The sequence below is a fragment of the Oceanobacillus oncorhynchi genome (assembly GCF_000821065.1).
GTDB lineage: Bacteria > Bacillota > Bacilli > Bacillales > Amphibacillaceae > Oceanobacillus > Oceanobacillus oncorhynchi.
Window position 1 is genome coordinate 776,414 of sequence record NZ_CDGG01000001.1, and the last position, 26,066, is coordinate 802,479.

The following is a 26,066-nucleotide window of genomic DNA, read 5'->3' on the forward strand; positions in this document are numbered from 1 at the left end:
AATCACACATGATATTTTGGGAGATTTTAGCTTATTTATCTATTGGTGTTTGTTATTTTGGAGCGGTTGCGGTGATTTATGGGTGGATTAAGTTTGGGATGGAGCGGAAGAAGGGAAAGATGGGAGATGAATAGGGGGGTGGAAAATGATGGGGATAGAAAGTAATAGATTTCGTTGATGGAAGTAATAATTGATAGGGTTGGAGTGTACCGAATTATAAACTTAAGGCGACAATTAATAAATAAAAACTCCTTAGAGATTTTATAGAGAGTATAAAATAAACTGTCAGTTTATTAATAAAGTAATAACTATCTAGCTTATTTGTGCTTTTTAATAAACCCAAATAAATCTTCTATCATAATAATTTTGATGCCGATAGAAATGGCCTCTGGAAACGAGTCAAGAAAAAATCTTTTGAATGGTATAGAATAAATAAAAAAACTGGAACAATATCTTGAATTGATATGTGTTGTTCCAGGTTTTTTAGTGTAATGGGAGCAGATAAAATGTCAATATAGTTCTTAATTTAGTAACGAAATCTCTTTTTATTTTCAAATTTCGGATTCCACCCCGTATAATAGAATTTATAGAAATAAGAACATATTTTAAATTCTTTGGGTGTAAGCGGGAAATAATATGACGCCATGACAAATAGCCCTAAAAGGAGTAAACTTTTTGTAAAGAAGCTCCATTAGGGCTATTATGCTCGTTTTATATGTTTTGAAAGTGGCTTCACCTTGGCTTGGATATAAGGACTCCATGGAAAATAGTTTTCCCATTGTTCCGAGTCTTGAAAAATATTAAGCTGGGGAAGTTCCGTAAATAAAACGGTTAAGTATTCAAACGGATCAATTCCATTTTCTTTAGCTGTTTGGATAACACTGTATCCAATGGTATTCGCATGAGCTCCAGCTACGCTGGTTGAAAAATACCAGTTTTTACGTCCGACGGTGACAGGCCGAATGGAACGTTCTGCGAGATTATTACTAATGAAAAGGCGTCCGTCTGTTAAAAAGCGTTGAAGGGAATCCCTTAACTTTTGTGTATAATCCACAGCTTTTTGTAAAGGACCTTTCATTGTAACGAGAGCGTCCAGCCATCCCCAAAACTCCTTCAGTAACGGCTTGCTTTCCAGCTGGCGTTGCTGCAGGCGTTCCTCTGGAGATAAATCTTTCCATTGCCTTTCCAGCTTGAAAAGCTGGTCACAGTAATGGACGCCGACAGCGCCTTGTCCATTTGAATCATTGGTCTCTAAAAACTTTCTCCGAACATGCGCCCAGCACGTTTGAAGCTGCACATCTTCTAATTTTTGATAGACGGAATATCCATCACAATGAAGAAGTCCTTGAAATCCTTTGAGAAAGGTTTCTGCTACTTCAAACCGGCGCGTCTCGGAAGAATGGTAGAGAATAATGGGATGTTCGGCGGCTTCCGCTGTTCGAAATAACCATATCCTCGCATCGGCTGTAGCTGACTTTTCGTCTGCCCGGCGTAAAATTTGATAGGTCGTTTCATCAGCGGAGAGCACAGGTTCTAGAAGTAATTTTTCTCTCATTTGTTGGTACAATGGCTCCAGCCATTCTTCGGAACTTCGAATCGCCCAGTTTGCCAACGTTCGCCGGGAAACCTTCAATCCATATCTTGCCCATTCTTTTTCCTGACGATGATAAGGAATACTCATCTCCAGCTTTTGATAGAGATTACAGGCTAACACGCTCGGTCCAGCTAAACTTTTAGCTAAGGCTGGTTCCGGTGCTTTTTGTCGGAGAATGTGATTTTGACCGGTTTTCTTACAGGCTAAGCATTCATAAGCATGTTCATAATGTACATGTTTTACTAAATGAGCTGGGATAAACTCTAACTCCGTTCGAGCTTCTCGCTTCCCAAGATGTTTTAATGGGCTGGCACAGCACGAACAGACCTGGCTATCGGACGGAAGAGTGTGTTCTTCCACCACGATAGGCAAGTCTCTTGTGATATCGGCCCGCTGCCCTTGATATTTTTTTCGCTGATAAGAGATGGTCTCTATTTCAACGGCTTTGTCTGCAGGTTGCTCTGCCTCGCTAAAAGGGGAATTATTGTCTTCTTCGAAGAAGGAGAGTTGACCTTGAGGATTCTTTTCGGATGATGTTCCAAATAGTCGACGATTCATATTGGTCAGCTGGTTAATCAGCTGTTCAATTTGTTTTGCTTGTTTTTCATTTTGAATTGTCAAATGTTCGATTTGTTTCATCAGCTTCTTTTCCAATTCTGTCAACGTATTCACCCCCTGTGTCCAAATAATTTCTTTTATCGTACCACACTTTATCAAAAAGGGAAGAAAAAATTTTTAAAAAAATTTCTCTCCCCCATGATTAAGTGAGGACACCTAATTTGGCAGGTTGAATTTTTTGTTTTTGATAGATGGAAAAACCGTCAAACAGCCACTCGATTTGTTTTGGTGTCAGTTTTTCAACGTCGGTTTGCGAACGCGGCCAAGTTAGCTTTCCCTGATCGTATCGCTTATAAAGTAAATAAAAACCTTCTCCATCAAACCAGAGAGCTTTAAATCGATCCGTCCTTCTCCCGCAGAATAGGAAAACAGATTCATCTAAAATATCTAATTGAAATTGACTGGTGATTACGGAAGCCAGACCATCAATGCCTTTGCGAAGATCTGTATAGCCACAGACTAAATAACAATTTTTCATCTGGGAGAAGTCAACCAGCATGGTGGCACACCTCCTTTATCAAGGCAACTGCCAAAGATTCCTGACAACCTTCAAAAATTGTCAGCTGTAGAGAATGACAAGAAACTTCCGCTACTGGATTTACAGGCGTAGAGGAAGTTGATGCTGGGATCGTTACGGGAACAATCGGGTTTTCCTTCATGAAAACACTACCTCCTATTACTTGTTAAATCCAAGTATAGAGGTAGTTCCGTTATAATAGAATGCGGTCTATTATTTCCCGCTTACCTTTGGGTACGTTAATAACTATATTAAACTCCAGTATATTATTTTCAATAACAAAAACAGCAACATTATTATATGGTAAGTGACGGTGAGTAAAAATGAAAATAAATAATTTAGGTTTATTAAATTCCTTGTCCTTCATCATTAACTCAGAAAATCCAGAAAACACCGATTATACATTGGCTCATTTTATTTTGAATAACTTATATCGTATTTCTTCCGTCAGCATATGGGAAATGACGGAGGAATGTTTTACATCCAGATCTGCCGTGAGAAGGTTTTGTTTAAGGTTAGGATATGATAATTTCAGTTCATTGAAGAACTCCATTTCCAAGCTTGTTTTTCCCAGTGATTTAAGACATCGGGACATAAAAGCAGAGCCTGACTATCGCATTCATATAAAAAATCTAGTTGATGAAATGATTACTGACATTGACGAACAAATAACAGACGAGGATATCAATTATCTTTGTGAGTTAATCAATCAGGATGTAAATGTAGTGGTTCTGTGCGCAAACAATACGAGTGGCAATGCATTAAGATTTCAACAAGAGCTGATGTTTGCCTCAAAAGTGATTCATGTTATTTCTGGGTCATTCACCACGAATGAAATTCTGAAATTACTTCATGAAGAAGATGTCATTATTACCATCTCTGCATCTGGTAAATTTGCGGAGCTGTCATTAGAATTTGTTCAGAGTTTAAAAGGACATAAGTTTCTAATAACGGGAAATAAAGCGGAGAAATTGAAGAATAGCTATGATAAAACTTTTTATATTAGCAAGGATGGTTTCTCAGCTGATTATTTAGGGATTTATGGAAAGTACGGAATTACTTATCTTCTTGATTTATTATCGATGCAGTATTTGTCATTGTATACATGACTATGCTGTTTGTTTTCAAAAGCCTTCATAAAAAATAACTTTGTAAATCCGTTTAGCACATTTATAGCTTGTTTAAATTGCTGGATAAAAAGGATATCATGCCAAAGCCTTACTTGATGAAGCGGGCTTTTTTGTTTTCCGGATTACTAACCATGGTAATCTTGCTATGGTTCAAATTCTGAACTACTCCGTTTTTTTGAAAGTGCTAACATTGGATTTAGATGAAGGTTATTCATCATTATTGCAGGGAGGTATTTAAATGAATCAAGTACATGACAAGTTTCTATGGGGTTCTGCTACAGCAGCATATCAATGTGAAGGAGCCTGGGATGAAGATGGAAAAGGTCTGGGTGAATGGGATGTCTTTAACCACAACAGTTCTTTAAATATTAATCAGGTAGATGGTGATATCGCTTCTGATTTTTACCACAAATATAAAGAAGATATCGACCTGATGGCAGCGGGTAACCAAAACACCTATCGATTTTCTATCTCATGGGCGAGAATTATTCCACAAGGTGTTGGCGAAGTAAACCAAAAAGGAATTGATTTTTATAATCATGTCATCGATTATTGCCTGGAAAAAGGGATTACTCCGAATGCGACGTTGTTTCACTATGATTTGCCATATGAATTGTCTCAAATTGGCGGTTGGGAAAATAGAGAAATTATCGATGCCTTTGATGCGTACGCGAAAGTTTGTTTTGAAAATTTCGGAGATCGGGTGAAGATTTGGTCTACGGTAAATGAACCAAGGTATTATGCTTATTGCAGTTATGTGGTCGGTAACTACCCGCCAAACTACAAGCTGGATTTTAATCGTTTCTGGAATGTTCTCTATAATCTGATGTTAGGCAGTGCCAAGGCCGTTGATACTTACCGGAAATTAGGCATGGATGGCCGAATCGGTATTGTTCATGATAACGGGAATGTTGAATTGGATCCTGCAACAAAAGAAAAAGATGCAGTAAGGTTAAGAGCGGATGTTTTTTATAATCGCATGGTTCTGGATACAAGTGTATTTGGGAAGCTTCCAGAAGAGTTAGGTGAAGTGCTTCAGGATTGGGGAGTTGACCCAAGCTTCGTCTATCAAGAGGACGTTTCTGATTTTGCGAAAGGTAAAGTAGATTATATTGGCTTGAACGTCTATAACCGTCAATATGTAACCGATTATTCTGAAGGTGAAACAGAAGTGTTCCATAATAACAGAGGGAAAGGATCTAATTCAAAAGAAGGGATACGCATTAAACATGTCTTTGAAAGCTCCTTTGATCCTCATGTTAAAAGAAACCTCTGGGGAAGAGAAGTTTATCCTAAATGTATGTATAATGCTTTGATGGAAATCAAAGAAAAGTACGGGGGTATTTTAGTATATATTGCGGAAAATGGACACGGACAATATGAAACACCTGATGAGAATGGATATGTAAATGATGATAACCGAATCGAGCTATGTGGAGATTTTATTCATTACATGTTAAAAGCGCGTGAAGAAGGCGTGAATGTACAGGGTTACTATATGTGGTCCACGATGGATTTATACAGCTGGATTAATGGCTATGAAAAAAGATATGGGCTTGTCCGGATCGATTTTGAGAATGATACGAAACGGATACCGAAAGCAAGCTACTATTGGTATAAAAATCTAATTGCGGAAAACAGAGATATCTAAAAACAGTTATTTGTTTGCTGATGGATGATGGAAAGAAATAGAGTTTGGCGGGCATGAAAGTGAAGGGGTAAAACCTGTCCATTTGTTTCTAGTGTGATGATGCATGTCCGCTTAAGCTCTTTTTCAAACGGAATGGTATAGTCTATATAGTGAAATAAATGAAAATAACAGAAATAAAATTGTTGTCCTTGATAAATCGTATGGTGATTATAAAGCCGACTTAGATGTGCTTAACTATGTAAGCGGTATTTTATAGACAGGTAAAAGTCTACAAGGGAATCGATGTTATGGGTTTGGCTGCTCCGCTATCGAATTCCCATCTTAACCTAAAATAACTACACAGCCAGAAGAATCGATTTTATTTATAAAAGGTTTGATTGTGAAAATGTTAACATATTAATTTGTTCAGACGTCAATAGGACTTAAATTTTGTTTTAGTACCACATTGTTGGATTTATCGCGGAGAATCGTCCGTAAAAATCCCGCTGAGTGAAATTTTGTTTTATTAATAAGCAGGCAGAAATGGAGGGAATAAAAAATGAAATATGTTGAGATGTCAAAACAAGTATTGGAGCACGTTGGCGGCGTGGATAACTTAAATTATGTTGAACACTGCGCCACTAGACTTCGTTTACATTATAATAACGAGAAACTGATAAACGAGGAAGCGTTAAAAGGGATTGAAAATACGCTAGGTGTCATTAAGAAAGCCGGCCAAGTGCAGATTATCATCGGGCCTAATGTTAATGAAGCATACAACGATTTTTTAGAGGTGTCGGGGTGGAAAGAGGGGCAAAATAACGAAGCAGGCTCTGCAAAAGAAGCGGAAGAACCGCAAAAAATGAGTTTTATGAACTATTTAAATAAATTTGGTAATTTTATGGCTGCTGTATTTATGCCTATTGTTCCAGCACTGATTGCTGGCGGAATCATTCTTGCCGTTAAAAATCTATTAATCAACTATTTTGGTTTAGACATGGAATCTGGCACTGCAGTCATTATCGATGCTATTTTCAATGCAGCATTTACCTTCTTACCAGTTTATCTAGGATTTACAATGGCGAGACGTTTAAAAATGGAACCTATTTTGGGAGCAGTATTGGGAGCGTTGCTTGTCAGCTCGAATATTAGCGGTCAAGAAGGGCTAAGTTTTTTAGGAATCGGAATTCCAGCGGTGGACTATAGCACCAGCGTATTACCAGTTATGCTTGGTGTTGGGCTTATGTATTTCGTGGACAAATTCTTTAAGAAGGTTATTCCTGAAATCGTCATCTATTTTTTGAAACCGCTATTAACGATGATTATTGTTGTACCAATAACATTAATCGTGTTAGGACCTATCGGAACCCTTTTAAGTGACTATGTGGGTTCAGGGATTACAACGTTAATGAGCACAATCGGCGGACTGGCGATGCCGGTATTCGCTGTGGCTTATCCTTATATGGTTATGTTTGGATTAGATAAAGCGATTATGCCAATCGGTTTTAACAGTGTTGCAACGATTGGATATGACCCTGCCATTATGGTTATGGGGTTCATCTCCAACCTGTGCATTGGCGGAAGTGCTTTAGCAGCAGCTACTTCCATAAAAAATGATAAAGCGAAGAAGGGTATGATTGTTTCTTCTGGTGTAACCGCACTTTGCGGGGTTACAGAACCCGCTTTCTACGGTGCTTTGATTACGCGGCCTAAAATATTAATAGGCACTGCTATTGGAGCTGCAAGTGCTGGTTTGGTTGCTGGTATATTTGGATTGAAAAGCTATATTATGGGTGGAACCCCAGGGTTATTTACTGCGATGTTCTTCATTGATAATCAAGGAGGATTAGGGAATTTATTTTTAGCGGCAATCGTAGGAATTGTTGGGGTGGTTGTCTCCTATATTTCCTGCAGGATTATTATTTCAAGAACGAAATCAACAGAGAAGGCTGAATAAAATAAAGATTTTTCATTGGAGATAAAAAGATTTACTAAATATATCCGGGCCTTGAAAGGCTGGAAGGAACGGATATATTTCTTAAAAAAGTTGATGAGGTGAAATCGATGAAAGTTTTGATTGCACGATTTATTCTTGAATCGAATGCCAATATTCCGTATAAAAGTAATTTAGAGGATTTTGATCTCTTATTTGGAGAGGATTGCATTCGGGAAATGAAATGTAAAGATGTGTTTGCTAAAAAAGGTGTGGAGATAATTCCTTCCATTTATGCTGATGCATCAGCTGGCGGCGTTTTAGAAAAAACGGCATTTGATTATATTGAAAAGAGAATCTTGGAAGATATTAAAAAGCATATTCATGAAATTGATGGGATTTTTCTTCATTTACACGGAGCGAGTGAAGTAGAAGATTTGGAAGGCGGATCTGGGGATCATCATATTATGAAGATGATTCGCAAGCTGACAGGCCCTTATTTGCCAATTGCGGTAGTAAGTGATCCGCATGGTAACCTGTCTAAAGCGTATGTAGAAAGTACCACACTGATTCGCAGTTATCGCGAATCTCCACATACAGATATTAAAGAAACAATTGAATTTATTTGTGAAAAGCTCGTTGATTTGTTGGAGCAACGTCAACATATTACCCCAGTATATCGTAAATTATCAATGATTTTAGGCGGAGAACAAAGCGTCTCCGCAGATGAACCAGTAAAATCGATGAATCAATATATGGATGAATTAGAAGCGGATTCAAGAATATTAAGCTGTTCCTGGCATGTTGGGTATATTCGTCATGACTGTGATGTTGCAGGGTGTGGAATTGTTGTTATTCCTTCAACAGAGGCTGATCAGGAATATGCAGATCAAATTGCGGATCAGTTGGCGGAATATGTATGGAATAAACGTTATGAATTCCATTATACTGGCTTAACTGCACAGCCGGAGGAAGCAATGAAAATGGCATTAGCGTGCGAAGGAAAGCCAGTGTTCATTACGGATTCAGGAGATAATGTAACATCGGGATCGGTAGGGAGCAATACCTTTATTTTACGTCAGGTATTACATCTTGATGAAGGTCATAACAAACGGTTTTTATTTGCCAGTATTCATGACGCAGAAACCTTAGATAAGCTGAAAAGCTATGAAGCGGGGGAAGAAACAAGCATTTCTTTGGGAATGGATATAGACGAATTATCCGCAAATGTAAATTTAGATGTTGTTATTAAAGCGAAAGGATATTTAGCTGGTTATGCTTATGTGAGAGAGGGGAACTTTGGTGATTGTATAACCGTCAGAATCAAGGATAAACCGATAGATATCGTTGTTTCAGGAAACAACCATCCGTTTGTTGAAATTGAACAGTTTCATGCGGCTGGTCTCGATTATAGAGACTATGATATTATCATTGTTAAACAGGGATATATTTTCCCGGAATTAAAAAAAGAGGGGAAATTAAATATCATGTCATTAACGCAGGGGGCAACGCTGCAGGACACAGCAAAACTTCCATTCAAGCGCATTATGCGCCCCATGTTTCCTATTGATGATATTTAGAAAGAGCAAGAATGGTACTACCCATTGCTAAGAAACAAGGTAATGCACAGGATTGGAATAAATGCATGTCCCCCTGATTAATAAAACCAATCAAATAAAAACATGTATACATTGGAGGCAAGTTAAATGGAAAAACAATATGATTCTAAAAAAGCACAATTAATAGAAATGGATGCTCCTGCTCCAGATTGCACAGGGACTCCAATATTGCTGGATGATACAACGATGCAGCAACGAAGAGAAAAGATATTAGATGAGATGCGTCACGATGGATTGGATGCGCTGCTGGTTTACGCGGATGTGGAACATGGCGGGAATTTTGAATATTTAGTTGGATTTATTCCTAGATTTGAAGAGGCTTTATTAGTCCTGCATGCTAATGGAGATGCTTTTCTGGTCTTGGGAAATGAAAACTATAATAAAGTACAATTTTCGAGAATTCCAGCAAAAGGAATTCATTGTCCGCATTTTTCCTTGCCTAATCAGCCGATGGAGCCTCACAGTAAGATGTCAAGTGTTCTTCAGGAAGCCGGAATCAAGGATGCAATGAAAATTGGAATGGCTGGATGGAAGCATTTTACCAGCCAGGTAGAGGATAACCGGACTTTATTTGATGTTCCTTCTTTTATTGTAGATACGGTTCGGGAAATGGTCGGGAAGGAAGGTTCTATTACGAACCATACAGATATCTTCATCGGCGGGGATCGTGGCGTTCGCAGGGTGAATAATGCGAATGAAATGGCTCATTATGAATTTGGGGCATCCCTGGCAGCAGATTGTGTCTTGCGTGCGATAGACAAGCTGGAGGTTGGCATTTCTGAAATGGAATTAGGAAATGAACTCCATGCCTACGGTCAAAAAAATAATGTCGTCACGATTGCATCAACGGGTAAACGATTCGAAAACGGTAATTTATACCCAACTTCTAAAAAGGTTACACTAGGGGATGCCATCTCTTTAACCGTAGGATATAAAGGCGGATTATCGAGCAGAGCAGGATATGCTGTTATGAACAGCGAGGATTTACCGGAGAGTAAAAAGCATTATATAGAAGATCTGGCAGCACCGTACTATACTGCAATTACAGCTTGGCTGGAGAATATCCAAATTGGAATGCCGGGCGGGGATATGTATAAGCTGATGAACCATGTTTTGCCACAGGAAGCATATCACTGGGGACTATGTCCAGGACATTTGACGGCGGATGAAGAATGGCTATCGTCGCCAATCTATAGGGATTCAGAGGAAGTTATCAAAAGCGGCATGATTTTTCAAACAGATATTATTCCGCGTGTTGATGGATACGATGGTGTTTCGGCGGAAAGTACAGTAGCCATTGCGGACGATGTGCTAAAACAGGAGCTTAGAGATCATTATCCGGCACTTTGGGAACGGATGATGAAAAGAAAAGCGTATATAAAAGAGACGCTCGGCATCCAATTAAGCGAGGATGTTTTACCGTTATGCAGTATGGTTGCTTATTTGCGACCATATCTGTTGGATAAGAAGCTTGCGTTTTATTATGATCATGACTGATAAAGTTGAATCATTGCGCCTAAATTTTTTGAAATATTTACAGCAGCAACGTGGAGTGAGTTTTAAGTATTAGAAAGAAAGGTAAAAGAAAACAAACGATGTGGTGCCTTATGCTCTGAGTATTAAGAGATATGAAAATTTATTCTTTCTCAAAAAAGAAATGAAATAAAATACTATAAAAATGAGATGTAACTATCCAGTAATAATACAAAAGGGATTTTTTCGGGAAAATATAAATTTAGGCAATAGCCTGTCACCAGTTCTTTGACAGTGTCAGGCTATTTTATTTCTCCTAGTAATGTTTTTCATTCTTCTACTAAGGATTCAAATGTATAAATATGATAAGAAAACAAAAAAGACGCCCGTTATGCAAATCGGGCATCTAATTTTTAAGTTACTATCTATCAAAGGAGTTGCCAAATATCCCATGGACCATTTTATGTCCGTAACTCTGCAATTGTGATTATTACTTATAATAGATAATGTAAATAGCGTTAGAATGGAATCAGAAATAGGCTTTTAATTTTTAACCATTTTCAACACTTTATCTAACTTTTGTTTGCTACCCGTTTCGAAATATCCAGCGAATGGACATCCGACCTCTTGTAGACGTTCTACTGCATTTCCAATTGTAAAGGCTGTTGGTTCTAATCCCTTATGGACTTCATTCCAATATAAAGGCATAGAAACTGTACCCTCTTTTGTCATCCTTGGCGAATAAGGAGCAATCAATGTTTTATCTTGACCGTGTTGAATATAGTCGATGTACAAACGTCCTTTTCTTTTTTTCTTTAATCGTTCTGTCGTAAAATCGTTTGGAAATGCTCTTTCTAATGTTTTTGCTACCGTCTCGGTAAAAAAAACTGTCTCGTCGTATGTCATGCTCCCCTCTCGAATAGGAATATATATTTGTAGCCCTTTGTTTCCAGATGTTTTCACGAAAGATACAAGATTTAAATCATCTAATATCTGCTTTAATAGCTTGGCTGCTTTTACCGCTAAAACAAAATGTTCTTTATCAGGCGGGTCAAGGTCAAATACAATTTCTAAGGGTGTTACTTGTCCAATTCGTTGAAAAGGAACATGGTATTCGATGGAACCATGGTTCGCTAACCAAACTAAACTTTCTAACTGATTGCACACAATTAAATCATCAGCAGCATCAAATGATAAAAAGTCCGGTGCATAATTCGGTATACTTTTTTGAAAGAACGATTTTTCTTTTATCCCATCGGGACAGCGAATAATTGTTAAAGCGCGTTGTTTTAAAAATGGAAGCATCCAAGGTGATATTTCTCTGATATAAACTAAGAGGTCTTTCTTTTTAAAAACATCTGGCCATAAGTATTTATCCGTGTTAGAAGTCTCGATTGGAATTTGAGCCATGTCTAACTGTAATTTATCCAATGTGCATTCAGTATATGAAGTGTTGGGGTTAATACTCTTAAAATTAGGTTCTCTCAACTCTCCCTTATATAAATCCAGTGTATTGATCATGCTGGCTATTGCAGGAGGTAGATGATAACTCCCCTCGACTAATTTCCCCTGCTCTTTAAAAAGTTTTTGTACTGTTTCAGACGATTCTTTAGATAAGCCATGTTTACATGTACCGATACGTATTAAATTATCGTTATCTAATACGTTCACAGCAAAATAACCATTACTTGGGTTATACTCTGTTAAAATGCCTTGAACCACTCTCCAATTTTTAATCTTAAACCAATCATGGTGGTTTTTACCTTTTTGATAAGTGCTGTCTTTTCGTTTTGCAACAATACCTTCGCACTTTGATGCTGAAATGACTTTCTGGATTTCTTTCATAGAAGAAAATATTTCTACACAGTTTAAAACTTCGTTATCGGAAACCGGCTCTAATAATTGATGAAGAATTTCTTTCCGTAAAGATAAATTATTGTTGGTAAGTTTCTTGCCTCTTATTTCCTTGATGTCAAATGCCATCAATGCTGCAGGTCTATTACTTGCTTGTTTTTTAATACGGTCAATGCTTTTCGTCCTGCCACGTGCTTGGATTTTTGCAAAATTAGCTTGGTAGCGATGATTTAATATGACAAGTTCGCCATCTATTTTTAGTGGTAATTTGCTATTAAAGTAATCGTAATTATCATTGCACCAGTTAATAATTTCAGGAAACTTATTAGAGATATCCAGGTTATTCTTACTAGTTAAAATAATATTTTTATCAGTCCAGCTTAGTTCACAGCGAAACCCATCATATTTAACCTCATACAACCATTCATCCCCCTCTGGTATATCTGTTCTTTCTATTGGTTTCATCCAGTCCATATATAATCACCTCTTTTTAAATAGGATGCCTCATATCTTTGTATAAAAAACATACAAATCAGCAAAATAAATCAAAAAGGAGTGAACGGAATGCATACGATGTGGAAAGGAACAATCAGTTTTGGTTTGGTCAATATCCCTGTCAAAATGCATGCCGCTACTGAAAATAAGGATATAAAACTGCGGCAGTTGCATAAGAAATGTAAGATGCCTATTAAATATGAAAAGACTTGTCCAAATTGCGATAAAGATGTAAAAAGTGAGGATATTGTAAAAGCGTATGAATACGCAAAAAATAAATTTGTTATATTGGATGACGAAGAATTAGAAGCACTAAAGAAAGAGCAAGAAGACAAAGCTGTAGAGATTGTTGATTTTGTTCAATTGGAAGAAATTGATCCTGTTTATTTTGAGAAGAGCTATTACCTATCACCTAGTGAGGGCGGCTCAAAAGCATATGCATTGCTGAGAGAAGCGCTAACAGATACTGGTAAGATTGGAATTGCAAAAATGATGATACGCTCTAAAGAACAGCTTGCTGTAATCAGAGTGTATAAAACTGCGATAGTAGTTGAAACAATACATTACCCGGATGAGGTTCGGGAAGTTGGAGATGTACCCAATGTTCCTAGTCAAGAATCAGTTGGTAAAAAAGAGCTGGATACTGCCAAGCTTCTTATAGAACAATTGACCACTGAGTTTGAACCAAAAAAATATAAAGATAATTATCGAACAGCACTCATGGAATTAATCGAAGCCAAGAAAAACAATGAAGAAGTTGAAATTGGTAAAGACACCAAAGAAAAGCCGGATAATGTGGTTAATTTAATGGATGCGTTGCAGGAATCGTTGGATCGTGCTAAAAGTGATAAGCCTAAAACAACGAAGCCGAAAAAGAAAACGACTACTACCAAAAGGGATGCAAAGACAAAAAAGGCTACTTCATAAAAGGATACCAGTCCTTAATATCGGGGGCTGGTATTTGTTATCCTGTTATTTTAGAAGAAGATGATATACAGTCGATGTTAGGCAATAAATCCGTTTTGCTTTAACAAATTTAAATGGTAGTTTACAATAAAACTACTGTATATTTATTTAAAATCTTCTAAAAATAGTAAACCTGTCCGATTGTTTTCTATATTCTTTAGTGGTAATCTATGTATGCAAAATAAATATTTTACGAGGAGGAGTAAGATGAGCAAACGGAAAAAAGTATGGTTCGAAGATGCCGGACATAAACTTGACCCTGGCTTAGTGGAACAATTACGAAATTCTCGGAAAGTAACTAATCAAGAAACCAACAACAATGAAATCCCCATTATCGTTTATTTAAGAAAGAATTGTGAGCAAGGAAAAAAAGACGACCTCTTAAAAGTATGCAACGTTGACTCCCATAATAAACTAGGCAGAGAACTCCACAGTATAAATGCTATAAAAGGACATCTAACACCGGATAGAATTAAACAAATTAAAGACCATGAAGCAGTAGATCGTATTTTTTACGATCGGATTGTAACCTCCTTTTTGGATATTGCCAGTGAGCAAACAGGCGCTGCAAAAGTAAGAGAACAGCTTGGATTAACTGGAAAAGGCGTTACGATGGCAATAATTGATACAGGTATTTATCCGCATGAAGACTTGACGACCCCTGCGAATCGGATTGTAGCTTTTCAAGATTTTATAAATGGGGAAAATGATCCGTATGATGATAATGGACATGGGACACATTGCGCAGGGGATGCTGCAGGAAATGGAAGTGCCTCCAATGGAAAGTATACAGGCCCTGCACCAGAAGCTTCTATCATTGGAATAAAGGTTCTGGATGAACAAGGAAGCGGGAGGTTATCCACCATAATTGAAGGCTTGGAATGGTGTATCGACCATAAAGAAGCGCATCATATTCAGATTATCTCGCTTTCGCTTGGGGCTCCGGCGTATGAATCATTCCGGGACGATCCTTTATCGCTAGCTGCTCAAGCTGCATGGCATGAAGGAATAGTTGTCGTTGCTGCTGCTGGAAATAGCGGACCTAGTGCAGCAACTATCAGTACACCAGCAATCGACCCATTTATTATTACAGTAGGTTCGACAGATGATCAGAACACGTTAGAGCGTGCGGATGACGTTATCGCAGAGTATTCTAGCAGAGGCCCTACGATTGATACGCTCGTTAAACCGGATGTTTACGCCCCAGGCACCAACATTATTTCTTTGCTGGCTTCAGGATCGGCAATTGAATCGGAACTGCCAGAGATGGTTATCGATGAAAGTTATATTCAATTGTCAGGTACCTCCATGGCAACACCAATTTGTGCAGGGATTATTGCTCTTATGCTGGAAGCTAATCCGAATCTTAGTCCGAATGATATTAAGAGTATCTTAAAAGCAACCTCTCATCCAACGCTTGATGACGTATGGGGATATATTGAAGCAGAAAGTGCTGCTCGTATGGCGAAGAATTACCAGCTCTCAGCTCCATCTGAAGCTTTGTAGGAAAGTCAGGTTAAGCAATAGGACTGGGAGAAAAGCTGATATAAAAAACAAGGTATTTTATGCTGCGGAAGATGCCGTATTTCATGATTCGGCTCTAGGTATATGCCGGGGTATGCATCTGTCACCAATACCAATCGATAATATTGGTGTTGCTCCATTCTTCTTACTATAAAATAGAAGTGAATAATTTAATTCATCACACAAGAACGGAAAAAGGATTTTCAAACCTTCCATTTGAAAATCCTTTTTCCGTTCCTATCTATTTACTCATCCTTCTCAATCTCAATCTCTTCCTTCCCGAGAATATAATAACTCAATTCTTTCTCCGGAATCTTCTTGAGATCTTTGCGCTTGATCAGGTAAAAGATAATTCCCAAAATAATCCACGCAGCTAAAGCAATTCTGGACTCTACTCCTAAGAATGCAGGAGAGCCTGGAATAAGCAGCAATCCCAGGAAGATAATGCTGGAAATCATCCCAAGAATAGCGATAATTTTCTTCCGGGGCGCTTCAATATGTTTTTTCTCGTTAAAGGTGTGATCCTTTTTCATTTTAAATAAGGTAGAAGCTGCATAGCATGTATATAAATAAGCAATGGTTACACCGATGGAGGACATGTCTACCACCCACATCAATGCTTCTCTTCCGAACCATGGTGACAGCATCGCAACAATTACTGCGAAAATGATGCCCCAGTATGGCGTTTTATATTTCGGATGAAGCTTGGAGAAGCCTTCCGGAATAATCTTTGCCCGGGACATGGCGAACAATAGACGGCTGGATGAGATGATAAAGCCGTTCAACCCAGTAAAAATTCCCATTGTCAATGCGACTGCAAGGATGGCTAACCCTAAAGGTCCGAGCAGCTCTTCAACAATATAACCGGTTCCCCAGATATGATTTTCTTCTACAACGCCTTCCCATGGGCGAATCATGGAGGTTGCTATAATCATTAAACTGTATAATGTAGCTGCAGCTAAAATAGCAAAGACGATTAAACGAAATGCTTTATGGGATGGGAAATCAAATTCCTCTGCAGCTTGCGGAACATTGTCAAAGCCGACATAAGCCCATGGAGCAATGGCAACAATGGAAATAATCGCAGCAATTGCTGTTGTTTCTGGCGGGAACATTGGTGTAATATTAGAAAAACCTGCACTTGGCTGGATGCCGACGAGAAGCAGCAGAATAAAAATAGCTGCAATCATAACGATACAAAAAACGAATTGCATACTTCCTGACAGGGTCGTTCCTCTAATATTAAAAAATCCAAATAAAGCGAGTAAAATGGCTGCTACTAAAATTTCGGTCAAATAGACATCCCAGCCGGCAATCTGATAAAGCGGGATATTTTCAATCAATCTTGGAAAGATAAATTTAATCATCAGCGCAAATGCAGATGCATTCAGTGCCACGATGCAGATATACCCTAAGGTTAAAAACCATCCGGAAATAAAAGCATGCGTCCTGCCGAGACTGACATAGGCATAAGCGAATTCTCCTCCGGAAACGGGAAAGCTTTTTATCAGAAACCCATAGCTGACGGCAATCAGAATCATGAGCAAGGCACCGATAAAGAAGCCGATTATTACTCCGAGCGGTCCGGCGGTGGACATCCAATTGATTGGCTGCACAAAGGCTCCCCAGCCAATGGCTGATCCTAACGCAATCGCCCAGACCCAATGCGGCTTGAGTGTTTTGGTCAGTGTCTCTCTCTTTTTCACTTCTCTCATAAGTTAATCTCCTTCGAATATGGAATGGTATGAATTTTTTCTGAATGATAGACGGTGTTATTTTGAAAAAAATTGTCTGTTTTTGACAGATTAAACCGTATAAAACCCTGCTATCCGTATAAAGACAACGAAGGCATTCAGCCAACAGATTGGTGAATGCCAATTTTGCTAATATACATAGGTATACCCATATTTTATACGATATAACATCGTCTTCTCAAGATGGTTAGAATGTCCGTACCAGTTAACACGAAGGAGAGGATTATGTCATTATTTGCTATTTCTCGACAATTTTATTTTGAAGGAATACATATCTGCCCGATAAAAAGCTCTCTCAAATTCGACAAAACCGCCGTTTTTATCAGTGATTTTTCTTTCTGCAATCATGATGCTTGATCCCTCCGGAATGTGCAACAATCCTGAACCACTTGCTGTGGAAACTCCCGCTCTGATTTCCTGCTCTGCTTGAAAGGTTTTGACTTTTAACTCCCTTTCCAGCAGCTCATAGAATGTCTCCTGATCCAAGTTGAATTGTGCTAATTTCTTTCCTAAGGCAACGGGGGAATAGTGCCTTTCGATTCCCATATGAATATCATTAGCGAATCTTATTCTTTTAAAATGGTGGGCCTTTTCCAGCTTGGTAACTTTTTTAACCTTCCGTATAATTCAATTTCTTGCAATGTAATCAGTTTTGCTCCTGGAGTCATTCCCATCTTCTCCATATTTTCAGAGGTGCTGCTGAGACTTCCAAGCCAGTCATTAATGGTACTTACCGCAATGAAGGTTCCTTTTCCCGGCTTTTTCACTAAGATGCCTTCCAGGACAAGCTGCTGGATGCTTTGTCTGACAGTACTTCTGTTGACGTAATATTCATCCATTAATTCTCTTTCGCTGGGGATTTTATCTGCATAACGGCCATTATATACGTTCTGCTCTATTTTTTGCTTTAATTGGACATGAAGCGGAATGGAATTGGTATAGTCTAAGCTCATTGTTGTCCCTCCATTGGTTTTGTCATAAAAGCCTTTGCTGTTGATTGTTTAGCTAATCATAGCATGTTTTGATGGAGGGCGGGTGATTTCGAAGGGGAGTTTGGAGAACTTTATTTGAAAGCATCTTCTTCTAATGATTAGGAAAGATGCTATTTTCACGATATACTGTACATGAATTAATAGAAGGATGAAACGTGAATAAAAATGAGAGGATGAAATGGATGGTAACTCACATCATATGGGATTTGGGAGAAACATTAACGACCCCGCCAAACGGAAGAATGGATGAAAAACCGCTTACGGAATATCCGGAAATAGAATTAAGGGAACATGTACTGGAAGTGTTGGAATCCATAAGTCATATGGGTTTAAAGCATGCGATTCTCAGCAATACAGCAACCAGTGACAGCGACGTTGTTCGAAATCTATTAAAAAGATTACATATTTTAGATAGATTTGAATATGTCTTTGCGACGAAATCAGAGCTGGATCCAGCTATTCCAGAAAAACCGGATGGCATCGTATATCACAACGTATTGGATGCACTGAACATCAAGCCTCATGAAGCGATTATGATAGGTAATACATGGGACACGGATATTATTGGAGCTAATAAAGTTGGGATGCATTCAATTTGGCTGCAAAATCCGGAGGTTTCTGTAAGAAAGGATTTTGATGAGAAGGTTATTACACCTCCGTGGATTGTGCCTGTTTGGGATGTGAAGCAGGTGCCGAGAGCGGTTGAGTTGATTGTTGGGTGCGGCGGGGAGGAGAGAATGGAGTAAATACTATTTATTTTACGCAGAATATCAGGACAGAACTTTCCGTTGACAGTGATACGACAGGGAATATAAAAGGTGAGCAGAGTAAAATCTGTCTCACTTTTTTAGTATTATAATTATTTATTAAAAATAATATAAAGCTGTAAAAATTAAAATTTCAACAATTATAAAGATAATTATTCAATTTTTATCAAAACTAGCAAATAATACTTCATTTTCCCTTGTTATTTAAGGTATAATTAACTATGATTATAGTATTGTGTCTTTATATCCTGTTGCAGACGCCGAATACTTTATAAACAAAAACATAAATAACGAACTTTATACATTATTACATAATAAGATAAGCAATCATTCAAGCAGGTAAATAGGATATAGATGCAAAAAATAGACAAAGCTGCAACTTCAGTTATTTTGAGCTGCAGTAATTAAAAGGGGAGAAAAGAATAGTGGTTTATGCGTTACAGTCTCTAGGAGGTTTAGTATTATTTTTTGCATTTATTTACATCATTGTCCATCTTGTTCAGAAGAAAATTTTCAAGCGGGAAAAAGTGTTAAATAAACGAGTGTTCTACAGTACTGTAATAAGTGGATTTGTTTTGAGTGCTTTTGGAATGGGCTTAGAACAATCAGATGAAAATGCAGTAAAGGTGACAGAGTTAACAGAAGAAAACACAGAACTCAACAGTGAATTAGAAAGCATCCATGCAGATCATGAACAAGCACTTACGGAGCTGGAAGAGCAGCATACATCTGAGATTGCAGAACTGGAAAGCAAGCATGAGGATGCAATAGCTGATTTAACTGCAGAGGCAGAGGAAGCATCTGGCGACATAGAGGAGTATGAAGAGCTGGTAGCATCCTTGGAAGAGGAAAATGAGCAAATTAACTCTCTAAATGATGAAGTTGATGCACTATCTGAAGAAAATGAATCCTTAAAGGGCGACATTAGCGACTTGGAGTCTCAGGTGACAAGTGCAGAATCCAGTTCGGCTACTGCAAGCTCCAGCGGCAGTTCTTCAAGCTCTGAATCCGGATCTGGCTCTAGCTCCAGCTCAGAATCTGATTCTAGTTCGGGTTCGAGTGAATCATCCTCTAGTTCCAATGTGCAATATCAGAACTGTACGGCAGCAAGAGAAGCTGGTGCAGCACCAGTGCGTGAAGGTGATCCTGGATATGGCCCTCATCTAGATCGGGATGAAGACGGGGTTGGATGTGAGTAAGTCATCCACTGATACATCTCTTTAAGAAAAAATTTAATAATAGAAGAAAATGAAAAACAGCTGTGGAGGGTCGGTACCACCTCCATAGCTGTTTTTCATTAAGCAGAAATAGTTAAACTTCCAAAAATCGCTTCGTAATCTCTTTCGGTCTGGTGATTGCTCCGCCGACAACACTCGCATAAGCACCTAAATCCAGACAACGCTTAAACATCTCTGGAGTGATGACATTTCCTTCTGCAATAACAGGGAGTTGAACTGCTTCCAATACGTCCTTTAAAAATTGAAAATCATGATGATAGAGTTTTTCTCCGGCTGTTTCTTCTGTATACCCGTGAAGGGTGGTGGAAATACAGTCAAATCCTAAACGCTCAGCTATTTTTGCGTCCTCTAATGTAGCGATATCCGCCATGATTTCCACAGTGCTGTTCTGACTGCGTATATAATCTACTAATTCGCTAAGCTCTATCTTATTTGGCCGTTTCCTTGCAGTTGCATCAAGAGCGATCATTTCACAGCCGCTTTCTAAAAGTTCATCTATTTCTTTATAGGTGGCCGTAATAAAGACAGGGCTGTCAGGATAATCTCTCTTAACAATACCTACGATTGGCAGGCCCACTTCTTTTTTTATTTCCAAAATATCTTCCTTTGTGTTAGCGCGGATGCCGGCAGCACCGCCTTCTTTTGCTGCTAACGCCATTTTAGACATAATAAAAGAACTGTGCAGCGGTTCATCAGGTAATGCCTGACAGGAAACGATTAAAGACTTTTCCACTTTTTCTAGCATGTTATCAATCCTCCTTAAAGAATGGGAAGACTGCTCCGTATAAAGCAGCATCGTTATAGAGTTGCGCTATTTTCAATTCGGTATTTAAAAAATGAGCTGGCAGGAAAATAGTTAGCTGATTTTTAATGAGATTCAGCAGATAGTCCCCTTGTCTGGAGATTCCTCCGCCAATTAGTATTATCGCAGGGTCTTTCATTAGAATGATTTGGGCTAAACCTTTTGCTACTTCTGCGGTCCATTTGTAAATCACATCGTAGCATTTCATGTCACCGGAGCGCGCCAGTTCAAACGCTTTTTCAGCATGAAATGCATTTCCAAGTTCACTTTTTAGCACATTATTCAGTGCTGAAGTGGAGGCTCTTTGCTCGTAATTCAATTTGGTCTCGGGATCATATAAAAGGTAGCCAATGGAGTCGGCTTTTAAATTAGCTCCATCAATCAATCGATGATTATCGTAATGAGCGCCTCCGATGCCGGTACCGAGCGTTAAGCAATATACGTTGTCTGCTCCTTTGGCAGCGCCTTTCCAAACTTCGCCCAGCATGGCTGCGTTCACATCATTTTCAACATATACAGGTACATTCAATCTTTCCGTCAGTCTTTTTTTAAAAGCCGTTCCTGCGTAGTTGGGAATCGTTGGGCCGGCATAAACGATTTCACCTTTATTTCTATCAACGATTCCAGCTGTGCTGATGCCGACTCCTGAAATCGTGTATGCGTGCTTTTGTTCCGTAATAATGGCTTCTACTTGGTGATAGATGGCATCGTCTATATTTACTTTTGTCTCCACTTTGCTTTGGAATTGAAAGACGTGGTTCGTATCCATCACGCCATATTTTATGAACGTTCCACCAATATCTATCGATACATAATTCACCTTCCACCACCTAAACTTTCTTCGTATTATTTATGTGAGCCGTCAATAGACTTTTTGCTCCTTCCACATCCTTGTTAATTAGCATATCTACCATTTTTTCGTGTTCATCATTTATTTTTTGAAATTCTTGATGTGTTATATCGATACGTGATGCAGATTCAAAAAAGTAGCTGGTTATCATATTGGTCATCTGTATAAACAACACATTATTCGTGGCTTCTAACAGCTGTTTATGGAAGTTCATATCCGCTTCTATAAACGCTTCTCTTGTCACGGCTTCTCTATTATTTATAACTGACTCTTTCAGTTTGAGAAGATTATTGTTATTTTCAATTTTAATAATCTCTTCCATTGCGCTGGATTCAAATATGACACGCAGGCTTTGAATGTCTTTTAAGTCGCCGCCGTTCACCTGCCATAGAAAAAAGAAGCTATCAAGTAATTTGTCAATATTCGATTCATTTAAAATAGCACCTTGCCCTTGGCGGACTCTGGTTACACCTGTATTTTCCAGATAACTTAATGCTTCTCTGATCACAGAACGGCTCACCCCGAATATTTCCATAAATTTTCTTTCTGCGGGGAGCCTGTCGCCTGCTTTTAAATTATTATCGATAATGTATTGTTTTATTTCTTGAATAATTGTTTGTTTTAAAGATTTTCTTTCCGATGCATTAATTGGTTCCATCTTCTTTTAACCCTTCCATTTCATAAATATAGTCAAAGATAGGTTCAAAATGTACAGACATGATTTTATGACTGTATTCTAAATTTTTGTTTTTGAGACCTGCCAGTATTTCGCTATGCTCCTTGTAAGATGCTAACAAGTCTTTTTTGCTTTGCATTAAATCAATTTTTACAAGCGAGAAATACTCTTGAATCACCTCGGTGAAATTATAAAACGTTTCATTATCTGCTTCTTGGATAATATGCTGGTGGAACAGCTGATCATATTTTTTGGTGTCCCAATTATGGGTAATTGCTTGGTAGTACTCTTGATTCAAGCTTTCCAGGTAATCGAAATCTACATCTAAATTTTTTTCGATAATCAGCCTTAAAGCACCCAGCTCCAGAATTTTTCTGATTTCAACCAGCTCTCTAATCTTTACGCCATGAGCTTCATAATGATGTTTGAGAATGGATTTAATTGAACGGAAATCAGAGTCCCCTACAAAAACTCCGCCGCCGGGTTTGATTTTTAAGATACCAATAGATTCTAAAGATCTTAACGCCTCTCTTACTACCGTTCTGCTTACCTGCAGCTTGGCAATAAGTTCTTTTTCCGTAGGCAGTTTATCATTTTCTTTTAATTTATTTTCAAGAATATATGTTTTAATCCTATCCATTGCTATTTCTACTAATGATGTTTTTTGAATTGCCATCTACACCACTCCTAATAGAATAATCATAACACATAAGGAAGCAGCATAAGCAGAAGGCAAAAAAGAAGATAATAATAATTTTTTGCATCTAAAAGAATTATCATTCCTGCCAACGTGTTCTCAAGGTTCAAAGAAATAAAACGCATACAGGAATCGAAATTTACTAAAAATTATCTTGACAATTAAGGTGACACCTTCTATGATGAACATATCGAAAATTGGTCTGACCATATTATATATTTAAAGACTTATTTATTTCAACTACTTTGGAGGTTTTTTATTATGAAGGGTATTTTCTCAGCATTATTGGTTCCTTTTGATGAAGAAGGAAAGGTGAAGGAAAAAGGTTTACGAGAAATTGTAAGGCAGAATATAGATGTGCAAAAAGTCGATGGATTATATGTTAATGGAAGCTCTGGAGAAAATTTCATGTTGTCGCTGGAACAAAAGAAATTTATCTTTAAAACAGTGAAAGAAGAAGCAAAGTCAGATGTGAAATTAATTGCGCAGGTTGGTTCGATTAATTTAGATGAAGCGGTAGAGTTAGGACAATATGCTACAGAGTTAGGCTATGACAGTCTTTCTGCAGTGACACCGTTTTATTATCCATTTGGTTTTGAAGAAATCAAGACCTACTATGAAACCATCATTGAAAAAACGAATAATAATATGATTATTTATGCTATTCCAGCCTTAACCGGTGTGGCTATTTCAACGGCTCAATTTGAAGAACTGTTTGAGAATGAAAAAGTAATTGGTGTTAAATTTACAGATAGCAATTTATTCCTGTTAGAAAGACTGCGAAATAAGTTTCCTGATAAACTGATTTATTCCGGTTTTGATGAAATGTTGATTTACGGTGCTATTTCCGGGGTGGATGGAGCCATCGGCAGCACATACAATGTAAACGGTCAGCGGGCAAAACAGATATTTGAACTTTGCCAGCAGGATAAGGTTTCCGAAGCTTATGAAATTCAGCATGTTACCAATGATTTAATTGAAAAAGTGCTTGAACTGGGAATCTATCAGACATTGAAAGAAATTTTAAAAGTAAAAGGAATCGACGCAGGGACAACCAAGCAGCCAATGAAAGCTTTTGATGAATCAAAGCAGGAAGAAGTAGTTAAATTAGTAGAGCAATTCCAATTGTAATATATGCGTGCAAAAGTCATTTTTAATGGCTTTTGCGCTTAAATAAGAAAACGCTTTATCAGAAGGTGTGTAAAAAATCTTATAATTCGAGGAGTGAAATAAGATGGATAAAATAGGGCTGGGAACGGCTAACTGGTTGGTCATTATTGTATACTTGATTGCAATGCTGGGAGTGGGTCTTTATTTTACAAAGAAGGCTGGTAAAAATACAGACGAATTTTTTACTGCTGGCGGGAAAATCCCGGCGTGGGCAGCAGGATTTAGTATTTATGCTACGACATTAAGTGCGATCACGTATATGTCTACACCTGAGCAGGCATTTTTGACAGATTGGTCTTATGCAGCAGGGAATATTGCTATTTTTGCAATTATTCCAATTCTGATTTATTTTTATATCCCTTTTTTCAGAAAGCTGAACGTTACCAGTGCTTATGAATATTTAGAGGTACGGTTTGGGGCGTCATTAAGAGTTGTGGGAAGTTTATTATTTATTTTATTTCATATTGGACGTGTGGCAATTGTTGTGTATCTGCCTACGCTTGCCATTACATCGGTTTCAGATATAAACCCCATGTTGATTGCCTCTATCGTAGGTATCTTATGTATTATTTATACTTTCCTCGGTGGAATAGAGGGTGTCATCTGGAGCGATGTTATTCAGGGAATCATCCTGCTTGGAGGAGCTATCCTTGTCATTGGTGTTGGGATAAACTATATAAATGGCGGATTCTCAACAATTATTTCGGATGCTTTAGAGAATGATAAGTTAATCACTGCAGGGAACTTTCAGTTTGGAACTGCTGCAGCTGCGATACCTATCATCTTCTTAGGTTCGATTTTTAATAACTTGCATCAATATACAGCGAGTCAGGATGTTGTACAGCGTTACCAAACAACGAAATCTATGAAAGAAACGAATAAATCACTTTGGACAAATGGAGCGCTTGCACTTATTACGATTCCGATATTTTATGGGATGGGAACGATGTTGTATAGTTACTACTCTAATTCGGGAGGTTTACCGGAAGAGGTAAATACGTCGGCTATTGTTCCTTACTTTATTGTAACAACGCTTCCAGCTGGTGTAGCAGGGTTATTGATTGCAGCAATATTTGCAGCAGCTCAATCAACTATTTCTTCCAGTTTAAATAGTATCTCTGCCTGTGTGATTACTGATTTTAAACAGCGCTTTTTTGAAAAGAAGAAGGGAAATGATGTATTACTTGCAAGGTTGGTAGTTATTATTGCTGGCGTATTAGGAATGACTGCCGCGTTATACTTGGTTTCTACCAATAGAGCAGAAACATGGAATCTATTTTTAGATATAACTGGATTATTTGGAGTACCTATCGCAGCTGTATTCGCATTAGGCATTTTAACGAAACGGGCAAACACGCCGGGTGTTTTTATAGGTTTGGGAACTGCGGCTATTGTAGCTTATTTTGTCCAAGGAACGGATATGACTCCATTTGCTGTGAGTATGGTTTCCTTCTTAGTTTCCTTTGTTGTCGGTTATCTGGCGAGTTTTGTTTTTTCTGATAAAGGAAAGAATATTAAGGGGTTAACAATTTATACGAAAAGTGAAGGTTATGCAGATGAGGTAAGTAAGGCGGAATAATGTGAAAGACACTTCTGTTGCTGTGATGGGCAGAGGTGTTTTTTTGTGGGGGTAAATCATACTTTTAATCAAGAGAAGCTATAGGGAAGTTAAAATGTTTCAATTACTCTGTCAAGGCAGCAAAGATTATACTAATCATGATGAATCCTTCTTTACTGAATATATAAGGACGTATTAGAGATTGTGTT

The 26,066-nt window shown here is 38.1% G+C and carries 23 protein-coding genes; 12 read left to right on the forward strand and 11 right to left on the reverse strand.

Annotated elements, in window-relative coordinates:
* Positions 1 to 8: 8 nt before the first annotated feature.
* Positions 9 to 134 carry a hypothetical protein gene (locus BN997_RS23660; protein ID WP_256705104.1) on the forward strand — a complete coding sequence of 42 codons (126 nt, stop codon included), beginning with the start codon at positions 9 to 11 and terminating at the stop codon, positions 132 to 134.
* A gap of 566 nt (positions 135 to 700) precedes the next feature.
* Here BN997_RS23660 and tnpC read toward each other — a convergent pair.
* The 3 genes from tnpC to BN997_RS23065 form a co-directional block, all read right to left on the reverse strand.
* The gene (gene tnpC, locus BN997_RS03535; RefSeq protein ID WP_052484890.1) at positions 701 to 2,257 is read right to left on the reverse strand and encodes an IS66 family transposase; all 1,557 of its coding nucleotides are present in this window, start codon (positions 2,255 to 2,257) and stop codon (positions 701 to 703) included.
* A 97-nt stretch (positions 2,258 to 2,354) separates the two neighbouring features.
* On the reverse strand, positions 2,355 to 2,711 hold the full coding sequence (tnpB, locus tag BN997_RS03540; protein WP_042528993.1) for an IS66 family insertion sequence element accessory protein TnpB: 357 nt from the start codon (positions 2,709 to 2,711) through the stop codon (positions 2,355 to 2,357).
* Entirely contained in the window at positions 2,701 to 2,871 is a 171-nt protein-coding gene (locus BN997_RS23065) for a hypothetical protein (protein WP_175296996.1), read from the reverse strand. Before BN997_RS23065 ends, tnpB begins: the two co-directional genes overlap by 11 nt.
* A 181-nt stretch (positions 2,872 to 3,052) precedes the next feature.
* Between BN997_RS23065 and BN997_RS03545 the strand changes: the two genes are divergently transcribed.
* From BN997_RS03545 to BN997_RS03565, 5 genes are all read left to right on the forward strand, one after another.
* Positions 3,053 to 3,838, forward strand: coding sequence for a MurR/RpiR family transcriptional regulator (locus tag BN997_RS03545; protein ID WP_042529722.1), 786 nt, complete (start codon positions 3,053 to 3,055; stop codon positions 3,836 to 3,838).
* A gap of 259 nt (positions 3,839 to 4,097) precedes the next feature.
* The gene (locus BN997_RS03550; RefSeq protein ID WP_042529724.1) at positions 4,098 to 5,510 is read left to right on the forward strand and encodes a glycoside hydrolase family 1 protein; all 1,413 of its coding nucleotides are present in this window, start codon (positions 4,098 to 4,100) and stop codon (positions 5,508 to 5,510) included.
* 538 nt (positions 5,511 to 6,048) lie between these two features.
* Entirely contained in the window at positions 6,049 to 7,446 is a 1,398-nt protein-coding gene (locus BN997_RS03555) for a PTS transporter subunit EIIC (protein ID WP_042529726.1), read from the forward strand.
* 107 nt (positions 7,447 to 7,553) lie between these two features.
* Positions 7,554 to 9,002, forward strand: coding sequence for a M81 family metallopeptidase (locus tag BN997_RS03560; RefSeq protein WP_042529728.1), 1,449 nt, complete (start codon positions 7,554 to 7,556; stop codon positions 9,000 to 9,002).
* A 126-nt stretch (positions 9,003 to 9,128) separates the two neighbouring features.
* Positions 9,129 to 10,538 (forward strand): M24 family metallopeptidase, encoded by a 1,410-nt coding sequence (locus BN997_RS03565; protein WP_042529730.1) that lies wholly within the window; start codon positions 9,129 to 9,131, stop codon positions 10,536 to 10,538.
* 519 nt (positions 10,539 to 11,057) lie between these two features.
* Here the strand turns inward: BN997_RS03565 and BN997_RS03570 are convergent.
* Complete coding sequence (locus tag BN997_RS03570) at positions 11,058 to 12,842, reverse strand: DNA ligase D (RefSeq protein WP_042529732.1); 1,785 nt, start codon at positions 12,840 to 12,842, stop codon at positions 11,058 to 11,060.
* A gap of 90 nt (positions 12,843 to 12,932) precedes the next feature.
* Here BN997_RS03570 and BN997_RS03575 point away from each other — a divergent pair, with 90 nt between their 5' ends.
* Both BN997_RS03575 and BN997_RS03580 read left to right on the forward strand, forming a co-directional pair.
* Positions 12,933 to 13,790: a non-homologous end joining protein Ku gene (locus BN997_RS03575; protein WP_042529734.1), complete on the forward strand. Its 858-nt coding sequence runs from the start codon at positions 12,933 to 12,935 to the stop codon at positions 13,788 to 13,790.
* A gap of 246 nt (positions 13,791 to 14,036) precedes the next feature.
* Positions 14,037 to 15,335 (forward strand): S8 family peptidase, encoded by a 1,299-nt coding sequence (locus BN997_RS03580; RefSeq protein ID WP_042529735.1) that lies wholly within the window; start codon positions 14,037 to 14,039, stop codon positions 15,333 to 15,335.
* A 263-nt stretch (positions 15,336 to 15,598) separates the two neighbouring features.
* On the opposite strand, the gene BN997_RS03585 is transcribed toward BN997_RS03580, so the two are convergent.
* From BN997_RS03585 to BN997_RS23425, 3 genes are all read right to left on the reverse strand, one after another.
* Positions 15,599 to 17,059, reverse strand: coding sequence for an APC family permease (locus BN997_RS03585; RefSeq protein ID WP_042535727.1), 1,461 nt, complete (start codon positions 17,057 to 17,059; stop codon positions 15,599 to 15,601).
* A gap of 279 nt (positions 17,060 to 17,338) precedes the next feature.
* Positions 17,339 to 17,653 carry a UTRA domain-containing protein gene (locus BN997_RS23420; protein ID WP_244882328.1) on the reverse strand — a complete coding sequence of 105 codons (315 nt, stop codon included), beginning with the start codon at positions 17,651 to 17,653 and terminating at the stop codon, positions 17,339 to 17,341.
* 20 nt (positions 17,654 to 17,673) lie between these two features.
* Complete coding sequence (locus BN997_RS23425) at positions 17,674 to 18,060, reverse strand: GntR family transcriptional regulator (RefSeq protein ID WP_244882329.1); 387 nt, start codon at positions 18,058 to 18,060, stop codon at positions 17,674 to 17,676.
* A gap of 221 nt (positions 18,061 to 18,281) precedes the next feature.
* Here BN997_RS23425 and BN997_RS03595 point away from each other — a divergent pair, with 221 nt between their 5' ends.
* Together BN997_RS03595 and BN997_RS22090 are read left to right on the forward strand one after the other, a co-directional pair.
* Positions 18,282 to 18,845 (forward strand): HAD family hydrolase, encoded by a 564-nt coding sequence (locus BN997_RS03595; RefSeq protein WP_042529737.1) that lies wholly within the window; start codon positions 18,282 to 18,284, stop codon positions 18,843 to 18,845.
* 446 nt (positions 18,846 to 19,291) lie between these two features.
* Entirely contained in the window at positions 19,292 to 20,065 is a 774-nt protein-coding gene (locus tag BN997_RS22090; RefSeq protein ID WP_052484891.1) for an excalibur calcium-binding domain-containing protein, read from the forward strand.
* Positions 20,066 to 20,177: 112 nt separating this feature from the next.
* Here BN997_RS22090 and BN997_RS03605 read toward each other — a convergent pair whose 3' ends face one another.
* The 4 genes from BN997_RS03605 to BN997_RS03620 are packed head-to-tail and all read right to left on the reverse strand — an operon-like array spanning position 20,178 to position 23,108.
* Entirely contained in the window at positions 20,178 to 20,849 is a 672-nt protein-coding gene (locus tag BN997_RS03605; RefSeq protein WP_042529739.1) for an N-acetylmannosamine-6-phosphate 2-epimerase, read from the reverse strand.
* Positions 20,850 to 20,853: 4 nt separating this feature from the next.
* Positions 20,854 to 21,726 (reverse strand): ROK family protein, encoded by an 873-nt coding sequence (locus tag BN997_RS03610; RefSeq protein ID WP_052484892.1) that lies wholly within the window; start codon positions 21,724 to 21,726, stop codon positions 20,854 to 20,856.
* A 10-nt stretch (positions 21,727 to 21,736) separates the two neighbouring features.
* Positions 21,737 to 22,414 (reverse strand): FadR/GntR family transcriptional regulator, encoded by a 678-nt coding sequence (locus tag BN997_RS03615; RefSeq protein WP_042529741.1) that lies wholly within the window; start codon positions 22,412 to 22,414, stop codon positions 21,737 to 21,739.
* On the reverse strand, positions 22,401 to 23,108 hold the full coding sequence (locus BN997_RS03620; RefSeq protein WP_042529743.1) for a FadR/GntR family transcriptional regulator: 708 nt from the start codon (positions 23,106 to 23,108) through the stop codon (positions 22,401 to 22,403). Before BN997_RS03620 ends, BN997_RS03615 begins: the two co-directional genes overlap by 14 nt.
* Before the next feature lie 282 nt (positions 23,109 to 23,390).
* On the opposite strand from BN997_RS03620, the gene BN997_RS03625 reads away from it, so the two are divergent.
* Both BN997_RS03625 and BN997_RS03630 read left to right on the forward strand, forming a co-directional pair.
* A complete protein-coding gene (locus tag BN997_RS03625; protein ID WP_042529745.1) occupies positions 23,391 to 24,260 on the forward strand; it encodes an N-acetylneuraminate lyase in 870 nt (289 codons plus the stop codon).
* A gap of 103 nt (positions 24,261 to 24,363) precedes the next feature.
* Positions 24,364 to 25,878 (forward strand): sodium:solute symporter family protein, encoded by a 1,515-nt coding sequence (locus BN997_RS03630; RefSeq protein WP_042529747.1) that lies wholly within the window; start codon positions 24,364 to 24,366, stop codon positions 25,876 to 25,878.
* Positions 25,879 to 26,066 lie beyond the last annotated feature (188 nt).